Raw genomic sequence first — 22,973 nt, forward strand, 5'->3', positions numbered from 1 at the left:
AGTCCTAAGTCAGTCGTCGTTTGTACGGCCTGCGGGTTTTTTCCCAATGTGTCCGGTTAACTTAAAAGCTGATTAAACTCGCCCGGAGACTCCGCTGTCAGTTATCGAGGACACAGAAGTGCGGACGCAGCAGTACGGATTTCACTTTAATTTCACCCATATTATCCGTGTATATGCTTAGATTTCATGTCTAGCTCTCAGTTATCGACCAGATGATTCAATTGTGACTAAACAATTTTAGATTTTCGATTGCGAGTTGTAGATTTTTCATTTTTTTAAGCAAAAGCTCCGGAATTTGGAACCCAGCTAATCTAAAATCTAAAATCTAAAGCTTAAAATCTCAAATCTCAAACCCCCCGATCCACAACAACTCCTACACTTTTGTTTATGCTGACGCATCACCGCAAGCCTGTAAGTTTATCGCTGGTATCCACAGATTTACCATTGTGGTCAGTTGTTGAAACCGCTGGTACGCTTTATCAAAAAGACCGCGATCGCTTTCACTTGTTGTTACACGAACCAGCAATAATCGATCGCCAATTTTCCGACTGTTCCGACGAATCGGCCGAGCCAGTTACAATTTTGCCCCCAACTACAAAACCCCGGTTGCTCTGGCTAGAAGTTTCGCCCTATCGAGTCATTATGACTATGCAAGGAAACGGCAAATACAGTTACCGCCACTGCTGGGAACGAGGAATGTACGGCCTGAGCCGTTATTGGCTTCAGGGCGAATCGCTGGCGACTCCCGAACAGTTGCGACTCCGCAACTTCACCCGCAACTTGACGCTGACAGGAAAGCCGGAACCCGGACACTTGCAGTTAGAATACGAGTTGTGGTCGGAGAAAGTACAACTCGGCCGCTATATTTTGAATCTAGAAATTCATCACTAAAAATTGGGTAATTGCAAAGGGGTAGATAGTAGGTGAAGGCGACGCATTCCTCAAATTCATTCACCCCCGTGGATTGTTGAGGTTCGCGTGGCCAGCTCAAAACTCAAAACTCTTAGCCTTTAGCGATCGCTCTTACAATAATTAATCAGTTTGCTAGTCAAAGCGTCTTGATTTGCGGCTGCTTGATTGGCCTGTTGGCCTGCTCTAATAATATCTGCTTGAGCAGCTTGGATTTGCTCTCGACCTTCTATACTTGTAGAAGCAAGATTTCCAGCCTGAAGACTTTTGCTTATGTCGCCGAGTGCTTGACTAATTTCATGGAAAGATTTAACCGATGGCTCCTGAATTTCTTTGAGGGTTTTATCTGTTATTCGCAGAGCCTCAAGTTCATTCGCTATCAGGTTCAAATTTTTAGCTAAATTGTCGGTCGTTGCAGGATCGTTGCTGTCTTTATTAACATCAAGGAGAGCGTTGCCTTTGTTGACAATTTCAGTAAATTTAGTACACTGGACAGCTCGACTATTGCTGCAACTAATCGTCAGCGTACAGCAAGCAACAACTATCAGCAGGATGGTAATCTGTTTGCGAAAAAAGTACATGAACCCTCGGTTGCAAAAAAAGTAGATTCTGGGATTTTGTCGTAGAGTGCGTCAGCGATTAGCCGATATATCGACTGTCGAAAAACTTTCGCGGCATTCGGACACGCTCTACTAAGCTAAACTACGTACCTGTTTGGGAACTATGGTCAAAAACAGCAATAACCTAAAGAAGGGAAGCATTTGGGGATATCTTACCCTGCTTTTGCCTATTTCCTTGACGGCGGTTGCCAGTTTCGAGTCGGGAACAATGTTTTGGGCGATCGCCACCACAGCGGGCATTGCTTGGGCTTGGAGGCTCTACCAGCAGCAACAAAAACACAAACTCGCTCATTTAGACTCGGTTTTCTACAAGTTAATCAAGGAAAATCAAGGGCGAGTTACGGCTTTGGATTTGGCGATGAATGCAAAACTCCCCGGAGAAAAGGTTCAAGAGTATCTGGACGAACGAGCCTCTGAGTTTGCAGCGGATTTTGAAGTGACAGAACAAGGCGGAATTTTGTATTATTTTCAAATAGCTCCACCTGTCACTCCAAGCGAAACACTTAATGCGACAATAGCTGTTCAAGAGCCTCCCATAAATCGGGAAAAAGCACAAGATAAAAAACCAAATTTATTCCCCATTACTCAAACCAAGACTCCTCAAAAGCCCAAAATCTCTTTTACCCAAACGGAACTCTCCCGCCGATTCAAAGTTCACGCAACTACGATCGGCAAGTGGAAACTTAAGCCGGAGTTTGCTCAGTGGAGCCGTGAAAAAGACCCGGAGGATCTCGCCTGGGAATATTCTACAGAAAACAAGCGATTTTATCCCAAAGATTGAGTAGCTCCGGTATTCGCCAAAATATACCAATAAACCCGGTTTCTACGACGCTCTGCGGTTGGTGGCGAAGAATTTGGGAAGAAACCGGGTTTCTGAGACTTGAGCGCGTCCTGGACTAATTTTAGTGCCGTTGACCGATCGACCTCTTTAGGTTATTTTAAGTGAAATCGTGTTTTGCTGAGTTTGGTAAGTAAAATCGGTAAATTCGATCGTCCTATCTGTGACTTTTTGTCCTATGTCCAAAACAACCTTGCGAGTAGTCGCCCGCCTCGCTGCCTTTCCCGACAAAGTAGCAGAACTTAAATCTCTGCTGCTGAGTATTATGGAACCCACTCGCAAAGAAAAAGGCTGCATCAAATACGAACTCCTGCAAAATCAAGCCGATCCCACAGATTTTACCTTCGTTGAAGAGTGGGAAAGTGCAGATTTGCTCGAACTACATCTCGGTTCAACTCACATTCAAGACGCAGTGCAGAAGTTAGACGGTTTGGCCGTTGGGCCTCCAGATATCCGCCGCTATGAATTGCTAGCTTAATCCGGTTTGTAGAGCAATTTTATTAATGTTTATAAAATAGCTTCGACCCCCCTAGCCCCCCTTAGTAAGGGGGGGACAAGAGTTCAGTTTAAATTGAAGCAGGGCTAAAAAAAATATGACAGTAGCAACAATAAAACAGTTATTTATTTATCCAATTAAAGGGCTGACACCGCAAGCAATGTCGGAGTTTGCTTTAACAGCAGGACACGGAATTAAGGGCGATCGAGCTTTTGCCTTAATGTTTGCAGATAATATTGAAGCTGCAAAGATGCCCGCAGATAATGTGCCTTGGATGAGCAAAAAAAATTTTGCCGTTCAAAATGATTGGCCTCTGTTAGCAGCTTTGGAATGCGATTATCAACCGGAAACGACGGTTTTAACCGTCAAGCGTCAAGGAGTTGAAGTGTTATCCGCAGAAACGAACACAGCAGCGGGGCGCGATCGCATTGGCAGTTTTTTCACAGAATATTTGGCGGCAATTGAACCCACAAAAGAAGCGAGACACCCGCAGTTTGCACCTTTGCACTTAGTCGGCGACAGCAGCGGCGAAACTCGTTATCCCGATCGAGAACCCGTACACATTTCTTTACTCAGTCAAGCCACATTAGACCAATTAACAGAAATCGCTCTTCAAAACATTGACGTGGCCAGATTTCGCCCGAACATTGTGCTAGAAGGTATGGCAGCTTGGTCAGAATTTGAGTTGATCGGAAAACAGTTTCAATTAGGCACGGCGCGCATAGAAGTTACAGCACGAATCGGCCGCTGCGTCAATATAGAAGTGAATCCCGAAACAGGCGATCGGGATATTTCCCTACTCAGTTTACTGCAACAGGAATTCGGTCACGCACAAACTGGAGTGTTAGCCAAAATTATCAACAGCGGCACAGTTAAAATCGGCGATGTTTTGACTTCTTATTAATAAAAACCAACATTAAGATTGTGAATGCTGCCTAACTTCCTCTACTGATAAACCGAGTGCTTCTGCCACTTGCTGTGTATTCAATCCCATTGCCAACAACCGAGGGATGGCATCCCGCCGTGCTTGGGCTTCTGCACTCAAAGCCTGCTCTGCTAAGGAAGCTCGTTCTGTACCTGTCAGCAGCAAATTGCCCTCGCTGTCCCACCACCGCAGCCACAGCATTGTCTGGTTTTGATAACTGCCTTGCCACAGTCCTAATTCTACGCCCATTGGCGCGATCGGATAATGACCGCGATCGTTCGGAAGCAACTGCTGGTAAAACCCATTGTTCAGGTTGTAAACCTCCAGCCTGCCACTATTGATCTCATAGATGCCATAAAACGGAATCCGCATGATCCGCTCATATACCCAAAACTTCCCAGGTCTTTGCGCCGCTCCAACTTCCGAGTACGATAGTGGGGTTGTGTCCCGCTCTTGTGAACCATCTCCTGATGCGAACTCCAAAGCAATCATCGGAGCCATGAATTCCCGCCACAGCACGTAAGAGCGACGGATCTGATTTCCTAGTGTTGGTGGCACATTCGGCACGTAGAACCAGTCTGGAGCTTCTGCTCCCTTTTCAAGGGGGTCAGTTTCTCGCCAGTAGATGCCGCAGTCTTGCCCTATAGCATATTGCCCATCGGGATGAAGCTCTTGCAATACCGACCCAAGAGAATCAGTCAAAATAATGCTCTGCGGATGCTCCTGAAAATTCTTTCCGAAAGTGCCATCTTCCTCTGGCAATTTCGTGTGGTCGGGGAAGGGAGAGGGAAGGACAATCTTTTCGGTTGCCGGGGTCACGCTACCTCTCAAGAATTGCAGCTTACCTGAATATCTTAACTCATCCTGCTTCCGGCACCCTCACCTTATTACCAATCAAATTCAGAAAACTCGTTCCAAAATGTTGAACCTCCAAAAAATTAGCATAAGCAGGAGTTGACTTGTAAACTCTAAAAGTTCGCATAATCCCTAAAGTCGCCGCGCTTTCCAGCGGGCCTATAAAACTAGTATCCCTATCCAAAAAATGAGACTGCTTAGCCCAGTGTGCCATCTGTTCCGCATTCAAAAAATAGCAGCCGGAATGAGGATTCAACGCCCGCTCAAAAGCGACTGTTTGTTCCATGATTTTTCCCATTAACTGCCGCTGCTCCTCTACATTTTGAAACTGAGAAGTCGCTGAATCTGCTAAATCACCATCAACATATGCTTTAAACACTGCACCTTTAGGCGCTATTTCATAGCGATTAGGTTGCAGCAAATTCCCATTTCCCCCGTGATGCGTAAACCACTTTAATTTACTAAAAAACCACGGATCGTGCAGAACTAAATCATCTTCCAAATAACAGAAATAATCGTATTTGTTAAGACACGCCCGTAATACTGCTTGACATTCAAACCCCAAAAGCAGCGGTTCGCATTTGGTAGCGTGGTGCATAAAACATCTAGGTTGCACTGGCAGTTGAGGCAACAGATGATAACCTTGAGTAGTGCAAATAACAATGTCAATTTCGTGCTGTTGAGATTGATTTGCTGGGATAGTTGCACATTCGCTAATGTCAATCATGGACTGAGATTTGCCGTACAAAGCTTGCAGCGCTGTCACGCAAGCGGTTAAAGCATTCAGTCGCGGTTGCGGATCATTTCGCTGGGAAGCGTGTTTCCCCTCGCCGCTGGGATTGTAAAAGTGAGCAATAGTGAAGAGAATTCGCATTGGTGTGGAGTAACAATTAGAAATTAAACAATAAAACAGAACGATCGCACAATAACCCTATAAATCTTACCGCACTTAGTCACCAAATAACTCCGGCAGGCGATCGTGCAACTCAGCATTTAAACGTGGCAACTCGTCTCGCATCTGTAAGTACCAATCTCGCCGCTGCCGGTAGTGCCCGCACAGCAAGCGGTTGTCGCGCACCCATTCGTAAGCATTCGCGGCTATTTCCCGGCGCCGAGAAGTGTCAGAAATCAGCGAATTTAGTTTAGTTTCAAACTCTTTTTCATATCTATAAATCAATCCTGTTTCACCTTCGACAATCGAATGTTCGTACACAGTCGGACTTGCCAGCACCGCTACTCCCCGCGCTGCACATTCAATAAATTTTAAGTCGGACTTCGTTTCGTTAACCGGGTTGGAAACAAGCGGCAGCAAAGCTATATCGCAACTGTACATGATTTCTTGATACCGATCGTAACTGCAAAACGGTTCAAATTCTTTTTGCTGTATTTTCAAGGATTCAAAAAATTTTCTGTCGTGGATTACTTTAACTTGAATCCGGTGCTTGTGTGCGACTAAAACTCGATTTAGCGCTGCCATAATCGGCTGCCAATCTTTTTCGCGGTTGAGTGCACCAAAAAAAATTGTGACAGTATCTTCTACCGGATAAATTCGCTGCGGAGGTAGATAAGCTAAGTGATTGGGAAATACAGCCACATTGGGATTGTATTGGCGCAAAATTTTTGCGAGGGGTTCTGTAGAAGTTTGAACGCAGTGACAGCCGCGATAGCTGAGGTAATTATTATCTGCATATTCGCGGCGGCGGATGGGATTGTCGTCAATTTCAGCTACTATTAAATAGCCTTGTTGCAGCAGTTCTTTGAGTTGGGGAATATAGCCGGGATATTGCATAATTGTCCGCTGCCAGATGAAAACTTTTTCTTCTTCCGGCAGGGGGGGAATTAATCCTGCTGTTTTTACGCCGGATACGGTGCGGACACCGGGAATTGTGGCGCTAAATTTGTCCGGTTCCAAAACTCGCACGCGATCGCACCCGGTAGGAGCCATAATGATAGTCTGAATCAGAAGTCTGCGTGCAGGTACGGTCGATTTTGTCGATCGCACGATATAATGTTCAGCACCTGTTTCCGTAGCAAAACTGCTCGATGTGAGCTCTAAAGCCTTTACCATTGGATGCAGTAATTCCTGAAAGTGCACAAAATTTTCGGTTTTGTGTCCCTTCCCTTGAAATTCATAAACCTGCAATCCGGCTTGAGCAAATAATGATTTAATACTTTCTAGGGTAAACCAGTGCTGCATCTTGCTGTCGGGATTTTCCCAATGTCCGCGCAGCAGATTGACAATTCGCCGCCAGTATTGAACATTTGGGATTCTGGCGAGAATTTGCCCCTCTGGATTCAGCAAACCACTGTACTGCTTGAGGACTTCCCAAGGGTTTTTGAGATAAGGTAGCAAGTCGCCGAAAATTAAGCAATCGACGGTTCCTGGAGCGATTTCGAGACTTTCGAGGGCAATTTCTTCAATATCGGCTACCGTCACCCAGTTTAGCCGATCGACTGCAATTTTAGCTTTTTCTCGATCGCATTCAATGCCAATATACTGACAATGGGGATTGATCAGTTTGTACTGTTCGCCCGTCGCACCCGTACCGCAGCCAATTTCGACAATGACTTTAGCATCCGGCGGTAGCAGCTTCAAGAAGTCGTGGTTGGCGCGATCGCTCACTTTGTCTAAAATTCCTGATTAGTTTATCGTAAAATAAAACAGAGCCACCCATGCCGACAGACAACCAGCCGAAGGTTAGCATTGCGATGCCAGTATACAATGGCGATCGCTATCTTTGTCAAGCACTAAAATCTCAGTTGCGAACTTTTTTTCTTTTCTCTTCTCTTGGTCTACGTTAAGAGCGTTTCCTTTAAATTTTATTCACAACTCTTCCATGATTGCTATATGTTAGCAAATATTCGGCCAAATTATAATTTCTTCTCTAGCCTACCTTTTTGAGCGCAATTGAGCTGCTTAATTCTGCTTTTTCTCAAAAAAACCACACTACACTGTCCTAAATACATTAGAAACTATGAACCATATTCGAGGAATGAACATCGCCGGCTACATCAACGGCGAATTTGGCATAGGAGAAGGTGTCAGAGCCAATATTAGGGCTGCAGAAGCCGCTGGGATTCCCTTCGCCCTAAACAATTTTACCCGCAGTCCCCACCGCAAGAAAGACACCACCTATCAAAATTTTAGCCCAGATAATCCCTATCCTGTAAACTTAATTCAAGTCAACGCCGATGAAGTTGCAACCTTTATCAAACATACAGGTTCCACCTATTTTAAAAACAAATACAATATCGGCTTTTGGGCTTGGGAACTTCCCGCATTTCCCCCAGAATGGCAGCCAGCATTTAATCACTTTCACGAAATATGGACTTACAGCAACTATTGCGCAGAGGCAATTTCAGCAGTCTCGCCAATTCCCGTCATCAAAATCATGCCTAGTATTGCTCTGCCCGCACCTTCCCTGAACAGAGAAGCACTGAACTTACCGAAAAATAAATTTATTTTCTTGTTTGTCTTCGACTTTTCTAGCCGCATCGAGCGCAAAAATACTTTAGCGACAATTCAAGCATTTAAGCAAGCTTTTGGCGAAGATAACAGCGTATTATTGGTAATCAAATCTTCTAATTCCCACAAATTTTTAGCGGCGCAAGCATCCTTAAACTCAGCCATAGCAAATAATTCAAATATCAAACATCTAGACGGGTATTTGTCCAAAAATAAACTTAACGGCTTGCTCTATAATTGCGACTGTTATGTATCGCTGCACCGCTGCGAAGGATTCGGCTTAACAATGGCTGAAGCCATGTTTTACGGGAAACCAGTAATTGCCACTAGCTATTCATCAAATACAGAATTTATGAATGTCGGCAATAGCTATTTAGTCAAGTATAAGTTAATCCCTATTGAGAAAGATTGCGGGCCTTACAAAAAAGGCAATGTTTGGGCCGAACCGGATGTCGATCACGCTGCTGATTTAATGCGTCATGTCTTCAACAATTACCGGGAAGCTCAGCAAATTGGAGCGATAGCTGCTGAGGAAATTCAGACTTTACTCCACCCGCAAGTTACAGGTAATAAAATTAAAAAACGTCTCGAATATATTGCCGAGATTACCGATAACTTTCAAAGCATACTTCTGTCAGGAACAGCCCAACCGAAGTCTGCCAAATTTAGGGCAGACTTGCCACCATCACAGCAAAAAAATCAATCCACAGCAGAACTACAAAACGGGCAGCCGAAGGTTAGCATTTGCATTCCGACATACAACGGAGAAGCATTTATTGGGGAAGCAATCAAAAGTGCTTTGGCCCAAACCTACCCTAACATAGAACTGATTATATCCGACGACGGTTCTACAGACGAAACAGTTGCGATCGCCCAATCCTTCCAATCCCAAACCTCAATCGATTTCCGCATTGTACTGCACCGCAACTACGGCTTATCACAAAACTGGAACTTTTGCATATCCCAAGCAAAAGGTCAATACATCAAGTTTTTGTTTCAAGACGACTTGCTCGCACCAGAATGTATTGAAAAAATGGTCGCCGTCGCCCAACAAAACCCTGAAATAGGTATGGTTTTCTCCGCGCGAGGCATCACCATAGCTGAAAATGAATCTAACCCGATTTTGCGGAAAGCTTCCCAATCAATTAAAGATTTGCATAAAAGTTGGTCTAATTTAAAATCTATTCAGTCCGGGAAAGAATTACTGGCAGATACTAACTGCTTGAGCAACCCCATAAACAAAATTGGCGAACCGAGTACCGTCTTAATTGCCGCCAGAGTATTTGAAGAAATAGGATTATTTGATTCGGGATTATCTCAGTATGTAGACTTAGATATGTGGTGGCGAATCATGGGGAACTATCATATCGGATTTGTAGACGAAAAACTGTCGTCACTGCGGATTCATCCCGAACAACAAACTTGGAAAAACTTCGCGGCTGGGGAAAATCATAAAGATGTAGTCAGATTTTACAAAAAACTACTAAATAGTTCTGATTACAGTTTCCTGGATCAACAAATCCAACAGACAATCCGCCAAAAGTTGGCATTGAGAACCCAGCCGAGCTTATCGGAATTGTCAGCAATGCTTGAGCAATACAATAAATTTCCCTCAAAACAGCCTCTTCTTGTGCTGCGCCAATACCGCCAACAGCTAGCTGAATATTGGCTGAATTTGCCAGCTAAAAAATTAGAAAATGCTTACTTCAAAGACACGGGGCAAGCTCATAAATTGCTCCTAGGTAGCGCCCTCAAAAATGAAACTTTAACTGAGGAAGAACAAAGTTTTGTCCAGCAGTTATCCTCCAAACTTGCTGAAGGAGGGGAAATTGCCGATAAGATTCAATATCTCCTCGCAGCGATGCTGTACCGCGACGCTTATCAGTTGCCACTTGAGTATAAAAATGCAGCAATTCCCCAGTGGTTTTTTGACGACTTTTTGAAATTTATCTTTCAGTCTCCCGGTTATTTTAAACAAAACTGGGAAATAGAAAGGTACTCTGAATATTTGCAGCAGTTAATCAAGTATGTCGCTGGAAATATCGCCCGTTTTCCAGATTCAGAAGTGTGGCGTTATTTGGCGGCCTTTATGGCGGCGAAAAATGTTAGCTTCCAAGCTTTGTACTTGAGCGAGGAAAATCTGCTCAATATATTGAGTCAACGAAATGATATTCTGGAATTTTATTTGAAAAATGCCGGCTGTCAAATAGAATGGGATTTTCCTCAAAAAGAACCAGAAATAACTAAAATTCGAGTTGGCTTTTTGCTTGATAAAATTAGTGATGAATCCGAGACTCGTGCTGCAATTCCGAGTTTTGAATATTTAGACAGAACCAAATTTGAAATTATCGTGTACTATTTCCAGGTACAAGACGAACGACTGGGGAAATATTGCGAAAGTTGCGCCGACAAACTGGTGCAACTGTCAGAAGATTTGCCCCAGCAAGTCCGAGAAATGCGATCGCACGATTTAGATATTCTGCTAATCTGCACCAATATTACCAACACTTCTGAGCCATGCGCCCTCCTGTGCTTGCACCGACTAGCACGGGTGCAAATAGCTAGCGGTGCATCAACCCCCGCCACCACGGGCGCCCGAAATATCGATTATTTCATGGCCGGAGATTTGACATTGCCCGCAGGTGCAGCAGCAGAGTATCGCGAAAAATTAATTACTTTAAAAGGATCGGGAGTTTGTTTAAGCTATAGTGTAGGATCGGCACCTGCCATAGTTGAACCGACTCGTAGCAGTTGGGGAGCAACTGAGGAATCTGTAGTGTTCATGTCCGGCGCTCAAGTTTTTACAATTATCCCAGAATTGAGAGAAAATTGGGCAAAAATTATTGCGGCGGTACCAAATTCTATTTTAGTTTTGTATCCCTTTAGTTCCGGCAATGAAAACTATCCGACGGTGCCTTTTTACAACCAAATTCGATCGCTCTTTGCCGAATTTGGGGTTGACAAAAAGCGCTTAGTTGTGATTAAAGCGCTGCCATCTCGCGCAGATTACATAAAATGTCTGGAATTGGCTGATATATATTTAGACTCCTATCCATACAGCAGTGCCTGCTATGCGGCAGAAGCGCTGTTGGTGGGGTTGCCTGTAGTGGTAAGAAAAGGCCAAACAGGGCGATCGCGACAATCAGCCGCAGTGATCGAAGAACTGCTACTTCCGGAACTGGTAGCAGACAGCGAGAACTCTTATTTAGATCTGAGCACAGCACTGGGAAACAACCCAGAACTGCGCCGGCACTACCGCGATCGAATTCAGCAAAAAATGGTGGCAAACCCGAAATATCTCGACAGTCGCGCTTGCTCGACTCAACTGGGAACACTCTTTGAAAAACTATTCCGAGGGTGAAGGAAGAAGGAAGTTCAGCAACTAAGCAGTGTACGGGATTTAACGGATGGATGTTGAGGGAAAAAGGAAGATGGCAGAAGTAAAGATTTTCCCACTCTCCCACTCTCGCACCCGGTTACCATTATGAGACCCGCGGGGAACCCCTCGCTAGGCAGAGCGTCAAGAAATAGACAGCAATAGCGCTAGCCCACTGACGGTCTGCTATCATCGGGGAATCGAGGGGTTAGTGGTTGTCGCTCTTTTCCTGCCACAGCTAAATTAAAAGGGGAAGCGCAAGTCAGTTGGAGATAAAAAAATGACAGGACTTTTTCAAATAGGCGATAAATTACTGCAAGCTCAGGATATGCCATCGCTCCTGAAGCGGTATCAGTTAATGCCGCAATTCTTGCGCGGTGTAATAGTAGACCAAGCGATCGCATCCTTTAGTTGCAGCGACGAAGAACGCAAATCCGCCGTCGAGAACTTTCTGGCACAACACCAACTGACAGCCCCCGAAGCCAAAGAAGCTTGGCTGCGCGGCCAAAACATGACGGAAGAAGAACTTCAAGAGATGGCCGTCAGGCCCTTGCTGATCGAAAAATTTAAGCAAGCCACTTGGAGACCTAAAGTAGATAATTATTTTTTAACCCGCAAAGCCAGCCTAGACCATGTAGTCTATTCCCTGGTACGCACCAAAAATCCAGCACTGGCAAACGAACTTTACTTTCGCATCCTCGAAGGGGAACAAACCTTTGCTGAAGTGGCCCGCGACTATTCCGAAGGGCCAGAGTCCAAGTCAGGTGGCTTGTTGGGCCCAGTACCGCTCTCGCAGCCCCACCCGGCAATCAGCAAACTTTTGTCCGTCAGCCAGCCAAATCAACTGTGGACGCCACGTCCTCTGGCAGAATGGATGGTAATTATTCGACTAGAAAAGTTCATGCCGGCCCAGCTCGATGAATCGATGCGGCTGCACTTGATTAACGAACTCTTTGAAAGCTGGCTCGCCGAACAGATATCGCAAATAGGCCCGCTACAGCCCCTCTCTTCCGTGTCTTCAATATCATGACCGAAAGCAATTTCGTCTGGGGCCCCCGGATTTATCCGTGGAGACTTTAAAAAGCGTAGCATCCTAACAAAAAGCCTCCGGATTCATCTGTGGATTCAATCTAAAATCTAAAATCTAAAATCTAAAATCGGATGACTTCTTCCGCTGTTTCCCTCTCCCAAATTCAGGATTTCTTAGCTAAAACACCTCCCTTTGACCGGCTCTCAGAGACCGCTCTCACAGCCTTGGTGGCTAAATGCCAACTGTTAGGCTACCGGACGGGGCAACCGCTGTTTGAACGGGAAAAAATGCCGACTCAGGTGGCAATTATCTATCAAGGGCAGGCCCGGCTGCTGGGCTTTGACCAGCGATCGCAGCGCCACGTAAGTTTGCGCTTGGTGCAGTCGCAGGAAATTCTCGGCTGGGCTGGCTTGCTCCGGGGAGTTCCCTGCGAAACGGCGATCGCCTCTACAGATGTAATTGCGATCGTCCTACCTGCCGAAGATTTCCTGAGCGTAGTGGAAAAACAGCCGACCTTTGGAGAAGCCTTTCGCGAACACTGTTCCTTGAGCGAAGTATTTGAACTGTTGAGCCTGGAATTGCAGCGCCAAGCCGACGGGACTTCCAATCTCAAGGAACTCACCCTACAAGCTTGGCAAGACGCGAAAGTTGTCAACGTGCCAAACGGCAACAAAAAAACTCAAGACCTCGCCAAAGAGCTAGATGGCGATCGAGTTTGGCTCGTCAGCAGCGGCGTCTTGGGCGACTTTCCCACCGGCAGCCGCTTCTCTGTGGAAAACGCAGCCAAATCCTTAAAAGTAGAAGGCCGCCTCGGCGCTCGCTTGGTCGGTTTCCGGGAACCCCCAGAACCCCAACCCGAAACAGACTCATTAAATGGCACGCCAGATACAGTAGATCCAGGGCAGAAGCCGCCCGGCGGAGCATTCATCGAGGTTATACCCGGCCCAGAGCGTCCCCCAGAACCCGCAAGCGGCCAACCAAAGGATGCGGCGGCGAAATACCCAGTTTTCCGCGCTAAAGGGCAGATTGACGGTCCGCTAGCTTGCTTCCAGATGTTGAGCAAGTATTTCGGTCTTAAATTTCGTCGAGATATCATCCGCAAAGTTCTAGAAAATCAGTTAAAAACCGCTGGTTCTATCAGTCTGCAAGCCTGCGGGGCGATCGCCCAAAGCATCGGCCTCACGCCCCAACTGGCGCAAGTGCCAGCAGAAGCCATCAACCGCATCAAAGCCCCCGTAATGATTAAATGGCAAGATAGCTTTGCCATTATTTACAGCATCACCGAGCAAGAATTGGTGCTCGCCACGCCCGAACAGGGGCTGATGCGGAAGCGGATACCTCAGTTTAAAGAAATCTGGGGAGAATCAGGAGAAGTCCTGCTGCTGCAAGCTCCGCAAGTCGAACAAAAAGAGCAGTTCAGTTTCTGGTGGTTTGTGCCGGCGCTGATGGAACACAAGACAGTATTTTTTGAGGTGTTGCTCGCTTCGTTTTTTGTACAGTTATTTGGTCTTGCAAACCCATTAATCAGCCAAATAATTATTGATAAAGTCTTAGGTCAGCGCAGCATTGACACCTTGGATATTTTGGGGGCGTTTCTGTTAGGTGTTGCTCTGTTTGAAGGACTGCTCAACGGTTTGCGTACCTTTTTGTTTATAGACACCTCAAACCGCATCGATGTCAAATTGAGTGCGGAGGTAATCGACCACTTGCTCCGGCTGCCCCAGAATTACTTTGACAACCGGCGCGTGGGAGATCTGGTTTACAAATTCAGCATGATGGGCCAGATTCGGGAATTCATGACGAGTACAGCTCTGACAGTGGTTCTCGATGCAGTATTTTCGGTGGTTTACGTCGCCGTTATGCTCTCCTACAGCGTGCAGCTAACTTTTGTATCTTTGGCAGTGGTACCGATACTGGGGCTGATGATTGTTCTAATCAATCCCCTGGTGCTGCGCCTGATAAAACAAAGAAACAACCGTTTTGCTGACTCTCAATCTTATCTAGTGGAAGTAGTCAGCGGGATTCAAACTGTTAAGGCTCAAAATATTGAATTGAAATCCCGATGGGAGTGGTCGAGCCGCTATGCAAAATACATTACAGCCAGTTTTAAAACAATTATCACGGGGACTACGGCCGGTACGGTTAGCGGCTTTTTAAACCAGGTGGGTAACTTAGCTCAGTTGTGGGTAGGAGCTTATTTGGTACTGGGAAATGAGATTACTTTGGGTCAGTTGATTGCTTTCCGAATTATTTCCGGGAACGTGACTGGTTCGCTGCTGCGTTTTGTGAGCGTGTGGCAGAGTTTCCAAGAAGTCTCGATGTCGATCGATATGCTCAAGGATGTGGTCGATACGCCGACGGAAACCAGCGAGGAAGACCGCAGCAATATCCCGCTGCCCGCAATTCAAGGGCAGGTTACCTATGAGGAGGTTTCCTTCCGATTCTTGGAGAGCGGCCCACTGCAATTGGCGAATGTGAATTTGGAATTTCCCGCTGGCAGTTTTGTGGGAATTGTGGGGGGAAGCGGTTCCGGTAAAAGTACGGCGATGAAGCTGTTGCAGCGTCTTTATCCGCCGCTGTCGGGTCGGATTTTTGTTGACGGTTACGACATTTCTAAGGTGGAACTGTACTCGCTTCGCAGCCAACTAGGGGTGGTATTGCAAGATACTTTGCTGTTTAACTGTACTGTGCAGGAAAATATTGCTCTGAGCAATCCCGATGCAAGTACGGATGAGATTGTGCGAGCGGCAAAATTAGCCGTGGCTCACGATTTTATCATGGGCTTACCCGCTGGGTACAATACGGTGGTGGGAGAGCGGGGTTCGTCGCTTTCTGGGGGTCAAAGGCAGCGTTTGGCGATCGCCCGCACGATTTTGCAAAACCCGAAACTGCTGATTTTGGACGAAGCTACAAGCGCCCTCGACTACCATTCCGAACGCCAAGTTTGCAATAATTTAGCAGAAGCTTTCGCCGGGCGCACGGTGTTTTTCATTACTCACCGCCTGACTACAATCCAAAACGCTGATGTAATTATTATGATGGATCAAGGTTCTGTAGTCGAGCGGGGAACTCATAAAGAATTAATGGCTCTTAAAGGGCGCTACTACTGCCTCTTCCAACAACAAGAGTCATCGAATACCTGATATCTAACAACTCACAACTGATCACTAACGCTTAACAACTGAGAACTAACAAATGGCAATGAAATCGTTAATACTTTCTGAGCAACCAGTCATTCTCGAAAAACCAGCGATTTGGTCGCACTTGTTTTTGTGGATGATCATGCTGATGACCACTTCGGCTGTAGTTTGGGCTTATTTTGCTAGCGTAGAGCAAGCTGTCCCCGCGGTGGGGCAATTAGAACTCAAAGATGGTGCTAGAGACATCCAAGCACCTGCTACGGGCGCTGTGGTGAGACTTCACGTTGAAAATGGCGATCGTGTGGAAAAAAACCAGCCTCTGCTCACTTTCAACCCCCTTGCACCCAGTGCCGATTTAACATCGATACAGAAAACTAAAGAAGCTCTGGAAAAGGAAAATAAATTTTATGAAGATGTTGTCAACGGCAAAATTCAAGGCCCTGTTCCTTCTAACCTAGAATCAACAATTAAGGACAGACAGAGCCTCGCGGCACAAAATCAAGTGCTGCAAGCTTTGATTGACGAACTGTACCTCAATCGGGGAGCTAGCGGAAATTTTGATGCAGCCCAGCAAGGACTTTATGTTAATTATCGATCGGAATTTCTGTCTCGCGTCGCCGCAGCTCAAGGCCAAGTTCAGGAGTTGGAAAAACAACTGAAGCAAGCTCAGGATGCTGAGAAAGCCGCCGGCGATCAAATGATAGTGGCACAGCAACAATTAGGTTTTGCCCAGAACCAATTAAATTATGCTCAGCAGCAGTTAGCTTCTTCGCAAGAGCAAGTAAAATCAGCCTTGGCTCAGAAAGAGTTGGCCGAAGAACAGTTGACGAAATCCCAACAAGTATTGAAGTCAAATCAAGGCATTTTGGGGAGACTAGGCCCCCTGGTGGAGGAAGGAGCCATCGCTGAACTGCAAAAAGAACGTCAAGAACAAGATGTTTTCAAAGGTCAAAGCGACGTTCTCAAACAGCAAGATCAAATCAAGCAGCGCGAAGGTGAAATCAACGCCCGCAAAGGCGAAATTAACACGCGCCGAGGTGAGATAAATACGCGCCGCGGTGAAATTAACGCGCGTCAAGGTGACATCCAAAAAATTAGTGCTGAAATACAGCGCCAGCAAGGAGAGCAAGCGCGCATTCAGGAGTCCATCGCCCGCGCCGAAGAACAGTTGAAAAACACCAAGGATTCCTGGGCGAAAGAACTTTATACCAAAATTGCTGAAAACCAGAAACAAATTGCCAGCAGCGATTCTCAGTTAAGCCGCTTCAAAGTGGAAAACCTGAAAAAGCTGTCCGAGGTGAACGCTCAGCTAGAGAAGGCTCAACAAAACCGCGATACTCAAGTGATGAAGGCTCCGGTATCGGGGGTAATCTTTGATTTGAAGCCTTCTACGAAGGAGAAAGCTAAGTTGGATATGGCGAAAGATCCGATATGCCAATCCATTATTAATTCGGTGTTGAAACCGGGCGAACCGCGCCCAAAACGCTGCGAAGAAGCTTATTACGAAGCGCAGCAAACTGAAAAGCTGCTCAAGGTTTTGGATGACGACAACGGTCTGGAAGCAGTTGTTTACCTGGAAAACAGCAATGTGGCTCTGGTATTGGATGCTTTGAGACAGAAGCGGGAAAAATTGGAACCGTATCACGGCAAACAATTGGACGGAGAAAAGATTGACTGCGAAAAAGGTAAAAGTTGCGTTTGTCCAGAGAAGGAAGTTAACAGAGAGAAACTGGGCTTGACCAAATACCAATGCGTTCCTGTGGAAGTGAATGTAGAAGCTTTCCCGGCTCTGGAGTTTGGTACTGCTGAGGGTGAAGTGAAAGAGATTAGCAGCGATGCTGAGCCTCCTACTGAACTGCGGAAATACTACGCTTTCAAAACCAAAATTAAGCTCAAGAATCAGAAGTTTGTTTTGAATAAGGGCAAGGCAAATCAAGTTGAGGTTAACTTGCAGTCGGGAATGTCCGTGAGTTCTAATATCAATATCGGCAAGCGGAGTGTTTTGCAGATGTTTATCAACCGATTTACTGGGAAAATGGATACGTTCAAGACTATTAAGTAATTCGGTTAACCGAATTGAACGCGAGGCTTTTAGGCTGTTCGGAAACCCGGTTTCTTCAAGAAACCGGGTTTCTATGTGTTATGTTTTTCAACTTGTTTGTAGTAAGGAATGCAAGTCCCGCTATGCCTAAACTATGAGGAGTGAAGCCTTCACTACAAACTTGATAAAAATTATTTAACCGGGTTTGATATAAAATGGTGATGGCAATCAGTGCGATCGCACTTTCATGAAAAAAATCATCTTATTTACTTTATATCTAATTCCTGTTGTCCTGTTAATCGGATTTGTAGCGAATTTTAGCGTTAACGTTCCCGTTGATGACGAGTGGAGGTTAGCTAGCCTTTTTGAGAAAATAGCTCAGGGAAATGTAACTTTTAACGATTTTTGGGCTGTGCACAGCAACCACCGCATACTTTTTCCGAAAATAATTATTGCTATTTTGGCTTTTGCTTCTCAATGGAATATTAATTATCAGTTGTGTCTCAGCATAGGTTTGGCTGCGATAACTTTTATCGCTATGTACAAGTTATCCTCGATGCAAGTTAAGAATGTTGCGGATGATTTGTGGCATTTAGCTAATATTTTAACTTGTATTTTGCTTTTCTCGCTAGTTCAGCAAGAAAACTGGCTTTGGGGATTTCAATTGGCTTGGTTTTTAGTCAATTTGTGTTTGGTAGCTGCGGTTTATGCGCTGAGTTCAAATCGCAAATTTTTGCCTAATATTATCGCCATCTTTAATCGGATGAAACAGAGCTGTTGCACCAATATCGATAAGCTATTTAGGAACGGGCAAGATGCCCGTTCCACAAGAACATTGAATTTTTGTGAAACGGACATCTTGCCCGTTCTTGAGAATGATGCACCACTCCAGAGCGAACAGAGTAGGGACACGGCACTGTCGTGTCCCTACTACAATATTCCAATATCGATTGCTGCTTTATTCTGCTTGATTGCTAGTTTTTCCCTCGCGCAAGGCTTGCTGTCTTGGTGGGCTGCAATTCCGGCTCTGGCGGCTTTAGAAGGAAATGCGGTAGAAAAAAGAAAAAGATTGATTATATGGATATTGCTCTTTGCTGTAACTTGTGTTGTTTACTCAATTGATTATCATCCCAGTCGGAAAACAAGTATTATTTCATTGTTGAATAAGCCCCTGGTGGTAATTGATTACTTTTTGAGTCTGTTGGGTTCGCCAATTGTGCGCTCTCCTGGAATTTCAGCATTAGTTGGATTGCTAATATTGGCAAGTTTCTTATTTTTGGGATTCCACTTTGGGAGAAAGATTACCGAGCATCGTGAGGCTTTACCTTGGCTGTCAATAGGTTTATTTTCGGTTTTATCGGCTCTGTTTATTACGGCTGGTAGGGCAGAATTTGGGGCGATTCACGCGCTCGAATCGTCTAGATATACGACTAATTCGATTTTGCTGTTAATTGCTGTGGTTCAGCTAGGACAATTGTTGGTTCGAGGTAATTATCAAGAAACAAAAGCAACGTTAAAGAGTAATTATAAATTTATTTATCGGGTAGTTGCAGGGCTGTTAATTGCTACAATTATTGTTAACTCTCAACAGGCGATCGCCCAATCTCGCTCCGCACTTCTTTACAAACAAGGCGCTCAAGATTGTTTGCAGTTAATTAACTATCTGGACCAGTCGGATTTTTTCAACAATTCGCCGGAAAGTTGTTTGAGGGTGCTGAGCAAAAAAACTTGGCTGGTGAGAGAAGGCGCTGCTATTATCGACAAAATAGGTTGGATTACGTTAGCTAAAAATGTAGAGTTTATTTCTAATACCGAGAAAGTTTACGGCTATTTAGACAAACCTCAAACCAGCGATAAATTCTTGACTCTTACGAAAAAGGCTGCTGTCAGGGCTGCAGGTTGGGCTGTTTGGCCAGAAAATTTCAAACAGCCGAATATCGTACTGCTATCTGTCGGCGATAAAAAATCTTTTTTTGCTAACGCTTATGTAAATTTGGACAGTCCCGACATCGCTGAGAGTTTAAAATCTAAGTTATACAATAATGCAAGGTGGGCTGTTGATTTGTCGGATAATAATTTGCCGATCGCCCAAACCGAAATCAAAGCTTGGGTGTATAATCCTGTTGACAACCAGTTTGTCCAGTTGCGCGGAGGATGAGGAGTGAAAATTTCTGTGATTATACCGGCCCACAATGAGGAGGGCTGTTTGTACGGTACTGTGCGGGCGATCGCCCAAACGCTCGATTTAGAAGGCATTCCGCACGAAATTTTGATTGTGAATGACAATAGTGTCGATCGAACTATTGATATTTGCCAGGAGTTATCTGAGACTTTTCCCACAGTTAGATACATCAACAATCAACCTCCGAATGGTTTCGGATTTGCCGTGCGCCGGGGTTTGGCGGAATTTGACGGAGATGCTGCAGCAATTGTGATGGCTGATGCTTCCGACGATCCCATCGATTTGGTAGCAGGATACCGCAAGTTGCAAGAAGGATATGATTGCGTTTTCGGTTCCCGCTTTATCAAAGGTGGCTTTATAGTTGATTATCCAATTCACAAGTTAGCAATAAACCGCTTAGCAAACTGGTTTGTCAAAAGTATTTTCGGCTTGCGCTACAGCGATGTCACCAATGCTTTTAAGATTTACCGCAGAGAAGTGATTGAAGGCGTGCAACCGATTTTGAGCCATCATTTTAATTTGACAGTGGAACTGCCATTAAAAGCAATTGTCCGGGGGTTTTCCTATACGGTGATTCCTTTGAGGTGGTACAATCGGACTGCGGGTATTTCTAAGCTTAAAATCAAAGAGATGGGCAGTCGATATTTGTTTATTGTCTTGTATGTCTGGCTGGAAAAACATCTCTCTCGCGGCGACTACCACCGGACTAGAAAGATAGCAAAAATAAAAGTGAATGCCTGAGAGAATTTTAATTGTGGGCGGGGCGGGTTTTATCGGCAGTTGTTTGGCAATTGGCCTGAAGAAACTGCACCCGGAATGGCAAATAATTTGTTTAGATAACCTGCGTCGCCGGGGTTCAGAATTGAATCTGCCTCGGCTTAAAAGTTGCGGTATTCAGTTTGTTTACGGGGATATTCGTACAGCGGCGGATTTAGATCCAGTTGCACTGAATGCTGACTGCATTATAGATTGTGCTGCGGAGCCTTCTGTACTGGCAGGTTTTAGTTCGCCTCAGTACGTTTTGCAGACGAATTTACTGGGCACTGTGAATATTTTGGAGTTGGCGAGACAAACCGGTGCGAGTTTGCTGTTTTTGTCTACGAGTCGGGTTTATCCGATCGCCAGTGTCAAGTCTGTTAAGCTGTTAGAGTTGCCGAATAGATTTGCGATCGCCCCTGAGCAAACTTTACCCGGTATATCCGAGTTGGGCATATCAGAAGACTTCCCATTAAAAGGACACCGTTCGCTTTACGGAGCAACTAAATTAGCTTCGGAATTGCTGATTGAGGAATACAGGGAAGCATACAATGTACCCGCAATTATTAACCGCTGCGGGTTAATTACTGGTGCTTGGCAAATGGGTAAAGTCGATCAGGGAGTTTGCGGTTTGTGGGTGGCGGCTCATTATTTTCAAAAGTCGCTGAATTATATCGGTTTTGGCGGCAGTGGCAAGCAGGTTAGGGACTTACTGCACGTTGAAGATTTGTTGAGGTTAGTTAATTATCAGTTAGAACATTTTGCTGAATTTGACGGCGAAATTTTTAATGTTGGCGGCGGTTTGAGCAACAGTCTTTCTTTGGTTGAGACAACTGATTTGTGCCAAAAGATTACGAATAAATCGATTCGGATTCATCCTGTTTTGGAGGAACGCGCGGGGGATATTCCGATTTTTATTACTGATTCTTCTCGGGTGATGGAGAAAACAGGATGGCGGCCTCTTATTGGGCCGGAAGCAGCTTTGCAGGATATTTATGATTGGATTGCTGCTAATGAGGTTGTGTTGAGTTCGATATTGTAGGGAGTTTTTTTTGACTGCAGATGTAGGCGGATCAATGCAGATATATCGATGTTCCCCTTTCTACCTGGGGGGTGACAACCAGGTTAGAAGCTAGACAAGGTAAGGCGTAGACCCACTTGTGGTAAAAAAAGATAGGCCCGTTCACAGTACCGACGACCTATCACAAACTATGTTACCTCTATTTTATCAGACGCATCTCCAACAACACTTAACTCGTACTCAGTTTTTAGTATTAAGTATCCTGCTTAATCTATTGCAATCGTCCAGACAAGTTAAGTTGGAGCAATTAGACCGAGTGTTTCCCTATCCGATTACCGCCCTTTGCCGACGTCGGAAATTACAAAGTTTCTTGAATTTACCTCACTTAACCCTCTGCCAGGTTTGGTATCCCCTGATAACTTATTGGTTAACCACTTATTGCCAAGTGGGTCAGACTTTATCAATTGTCATCGATCGCACCCAATGGGGATATATAAACTTGACGAGCGGTAAGCCTGGTGTGGGAGAAGAGAGCTATCCCTTTATCAGGGTCACTGTTACCCAAGCCTTGAAGTAGTAATTTGACAGAACAAACGGATGCGATAGCAGAAATTTTACCGCTATTGAAAGATTATAAAGTAGTGGTTTTAGGAGACGCCTGAATTTTGCTCAGTCGAGCTGGCTAACTGGCTCAGGGAGGGAGGTGTATATTTTTGTTTACGGCTTAAATGCTCTCTTTGTATCGAAACGGAACCTGAAATCTGGCAGCCGTTGAAGGAGGTAGGATTGGTTCCCGGAATTTCTCTTTATTTCCCTGGAGTCAAAGTCATAAAGACTCAACCGATAGGGGGATTGGATGTCGCTTGTAAATGTCCAAGAAAATATCGGGGCATATCGGTTCAGGAGGGTTGGTTTATCCTGACTAATTTAGGCTCTCTAAGCGAGTGCGATCGCTGCCTACCAAAAGCGGATGGGAATTGAAGAGATGTTTCGAGATTATAAAACTGTAGTTTAGACTAAAAAATCAGTGCAGCTAAAAGTAGCAGCCTTTTAGCAGAAGGCAAGCTGTTGCTCAAAAACTCAAGAGGTAGAAGATTAAACAGCTAATCTTGAAGATTTTTTCCGTCGAGAAACGCGTTTTTTAACAGTGGGACAGCACGGTGCCTTAGTACGTATAGTCATTTCAAATAAATGTGAGACCGAGGTCAGATCATGATAAAATCGCTAAAAATAGTTGATTATAAAAAAATGGCTTACAGTCTAGACTATCGACAAAAAGTAGTCAATTATGTGGAAAATGGAGGGAGTATAACGAAAG

Annotated in this window: 16 protein-coding genes; 12 read left to right on the forward strand and 4 right to left on the reverse strand. The window is 45.0% G+C overall.

The genetic code is table 11. The features are described from left to right. Positions 1-387 precede the first annotated feature (387 nt). Positions 388-891, forward strand: coding sequence for a hypothetical protein (locus QUA45_RS16650; protein WP_333100473.1), 504 nt, complete (start codon positions 388-390; stop codon positions 889-891). A 119-nt stretch (positions 892-1,010) separates the two neighbouring features. Here QUA45_RS16650 and QUA45_RS16655 read toward each other — a convergent pair whose 3' ends face one another. After that, positions 1,011-1,490 carry a hypothetical protein gene (locus QUA45_RS16655; RefSeq protein ID WP_333100472.1) on the reverse strand — a complete coding sequence of 160 codons (480 nt, stop codon included), beginning with the start codon at positions 1,488-1,490 and terminating at the stop codon, positions 1,011-1,013. Between the two features lie 142 nt (positions 1,491-1,632). Here QUA45_RS16655 and QUA45_RS16660 point away from each other — a divergent pair, with 142 nt between their 5' ends. The 3 genes from QUA45_RS16660 (at position 1,633) to QUA45_RS16670 (ending at position 3,767) form a co-directional block, all read left to right on the forward strand. Beyond that, the gene (locus QUA45_RS16660) at positions 1,633-2,310 is read left to right on the forward strand and encodes a hypothetical protein (protein WP_333100471.1); all 678 of its coding nucleotides are present in this window, start codon (positions 1,633-1,635) and stop codon (positions 2,308-2,310) included. A gap of 235 nt (positions 2,311-2,545) precedes the next feature. After that, the gene (locus QUA45_RS16665) at positions 2,546-2,845 is read left to right on the forward strand and encodes a putative quinol monooxygenase (protein WP_190656699.1); all 300 of its coding nucleotides are present in this window, start codon (positions 2,546-2,548) and stop codon (positions 2,843-2,845) included. A gap of 115 nt (positions 2,846-2,960) precedes the next feature. Then, a complete protein-coding gene (locus QUA45_RS16670; RefSeq protein ID WP_333100470.1) occupies positions 2,961-3,767 on the forward strand; it encodes an MOSC domain-containing protein in 807 nt (268 codons plus the stop codon). Positions 3,768-3,779: 12 nt separating this feature from the next. Here the strand turns inward: QUA45_RS16670 and QUA45_RS16675 are convergent, their stop codons facing one another. The 3 genes from QUA45_RS16675 to QUA45_RS16685 form a co-directional block, all read right to left on the reverse strand. Then, positions 3,780-4,607 carry a Uma2 family endonuclease gene (locus QUA45_RS16675; protein ID WP_333100469.1) on the reverse strand — a complete coding sequence of 276 codons (828 nt, stop codon included), beginning with the start codon at positions 4,605-4,607 and terminating at the stop codon, positions 3,780-3,782. 40 nt (positions 4,608-4,647) lie between these two features. After that, on the reverse strand, positions 4,648-5,517 hold the full coding sequence (locus QUA45_RS16680) for a calcium-binding protein (protein ID WP_333100468.1): 870 nt from the start codon (positions 5,515-5,517) through the stop codon (positions 4,648-4,650). Positions 5,518-5,592: 75 nt separating this feature from the next. Beyond that, complete coding sequence (locus QUA45_RS16685; RefSeq protein WP_333221583.1) at positions 5,593-7,266, reverse strand: methyltransferase domain-containing protein; 1,674 nt, start codon at positions 7,264-7,266, stop codon at positions 5,593-5,595. 352 nt (positions 7,267-7,618) lie between these two features. Between QUA45_RS16685 and QUA45_RS16690 the strand changes: the two genes are divergently transcribed. The 8 genes from QUA45_RS16690 to QUA45_RS29205 form a co-directional block, all read left to right on the forward strand. Continuing rightward, positions 7,619-11,470, forward strand: coding sequence for a glycosyltransferase (locus QUA45_RS16690; RefSeq protein ID WP_333221585.1), 3,852 nt, complete (start codon positions 7,619-7,621; stop codon positions 11,468-11,470). A gap of 295 nt (positions 11,471-11,765) precedes the next feature. Continuing rightward, entirely contained in the window at positions 11,766-12,515 is a 750-nt protein-coding gene (locus QUA45_RS16695) for a peptidylprolyl isomerase (RefSeq protein ID WP_333100464.1), read from the forward strand. Between the two features lie 131 nt (positions 12,516-12,646). Then, entirely contained in the window at positions 12,647-15,658 is a 3,012-nt protein-coding gene (locus QUA45_RS16700; protein WP_333221587.1) for a peptidase domain-containing ABC transporter, read from the forward strand. A gap of 58 nt (positions 15,659-15,716) precedes the next feature. Continuing rightward, entirely contained in the window at positions 15,717-17,717 is a 2,001-nt protein-coding gene (locus QUA45_RS16705; protein WP_333221588.1) for a chromosome partitioning protein ParA, read from the forward strand. 226 nt (positions 17,718-17,943) lie between these two features. After that, positions 17,944-19,854: a hypothetical protein gene (locus QUA45_RS16710; RefSeq protein WP_333221590.1), complete on the forward strand. Its 1,911-nt coding sequence runs from the start codon at positions 17,944-17,946 to the stop codon at positions 19,852-19,854. 3 nt (positions 19,855-19,857) lie between these two features. After that, positions 19,858-20,619 (forward strand): glycosyltransferase family 2 protein, encoded by a 762-nt coding sequence (locus QUA45_RS16715; protein WP_333100457.1) that lies wholly within the window; start codon positions 19,858-19,860, stop codon positions 20,617-20,619. Continuing rightward, positions 20,612-21,676 (forward strand): NAD-dependent epimerase/dehydratase family protein, encoded by a 1,065-nt coding sequence (locus QUA45_RS16720; RefSeq protein WP_333221592.1) that lies wholly within the window; start codon positions 20,612-20,614, stop codon positions 21,674-21,676. The genes QUA45_RS16715 and QUA45_RS16720 overlap by 8 nt, the downstream gene beginning before the upstream one ends. A 1,227-nt stretch (positions 21,677-22,903) precedes the next feature. Beyond that, on the forward strand, positions 22,904-22,973 hold a 70-nt coding region (locus QUA45_RS29205), incomplete at its 3' end, for an IS630 transposase-related protein (protein ID WP_445305327.1).

Source organism: Microcoleus sp. Pol12A5 (assembly GCF_036701435.1).
Classification (GTDB): Bacteria; Cyanobacteriota; Cyanobacteriia; order Cyanobacteriales; family Microcoleaceae; genus Microcoleus.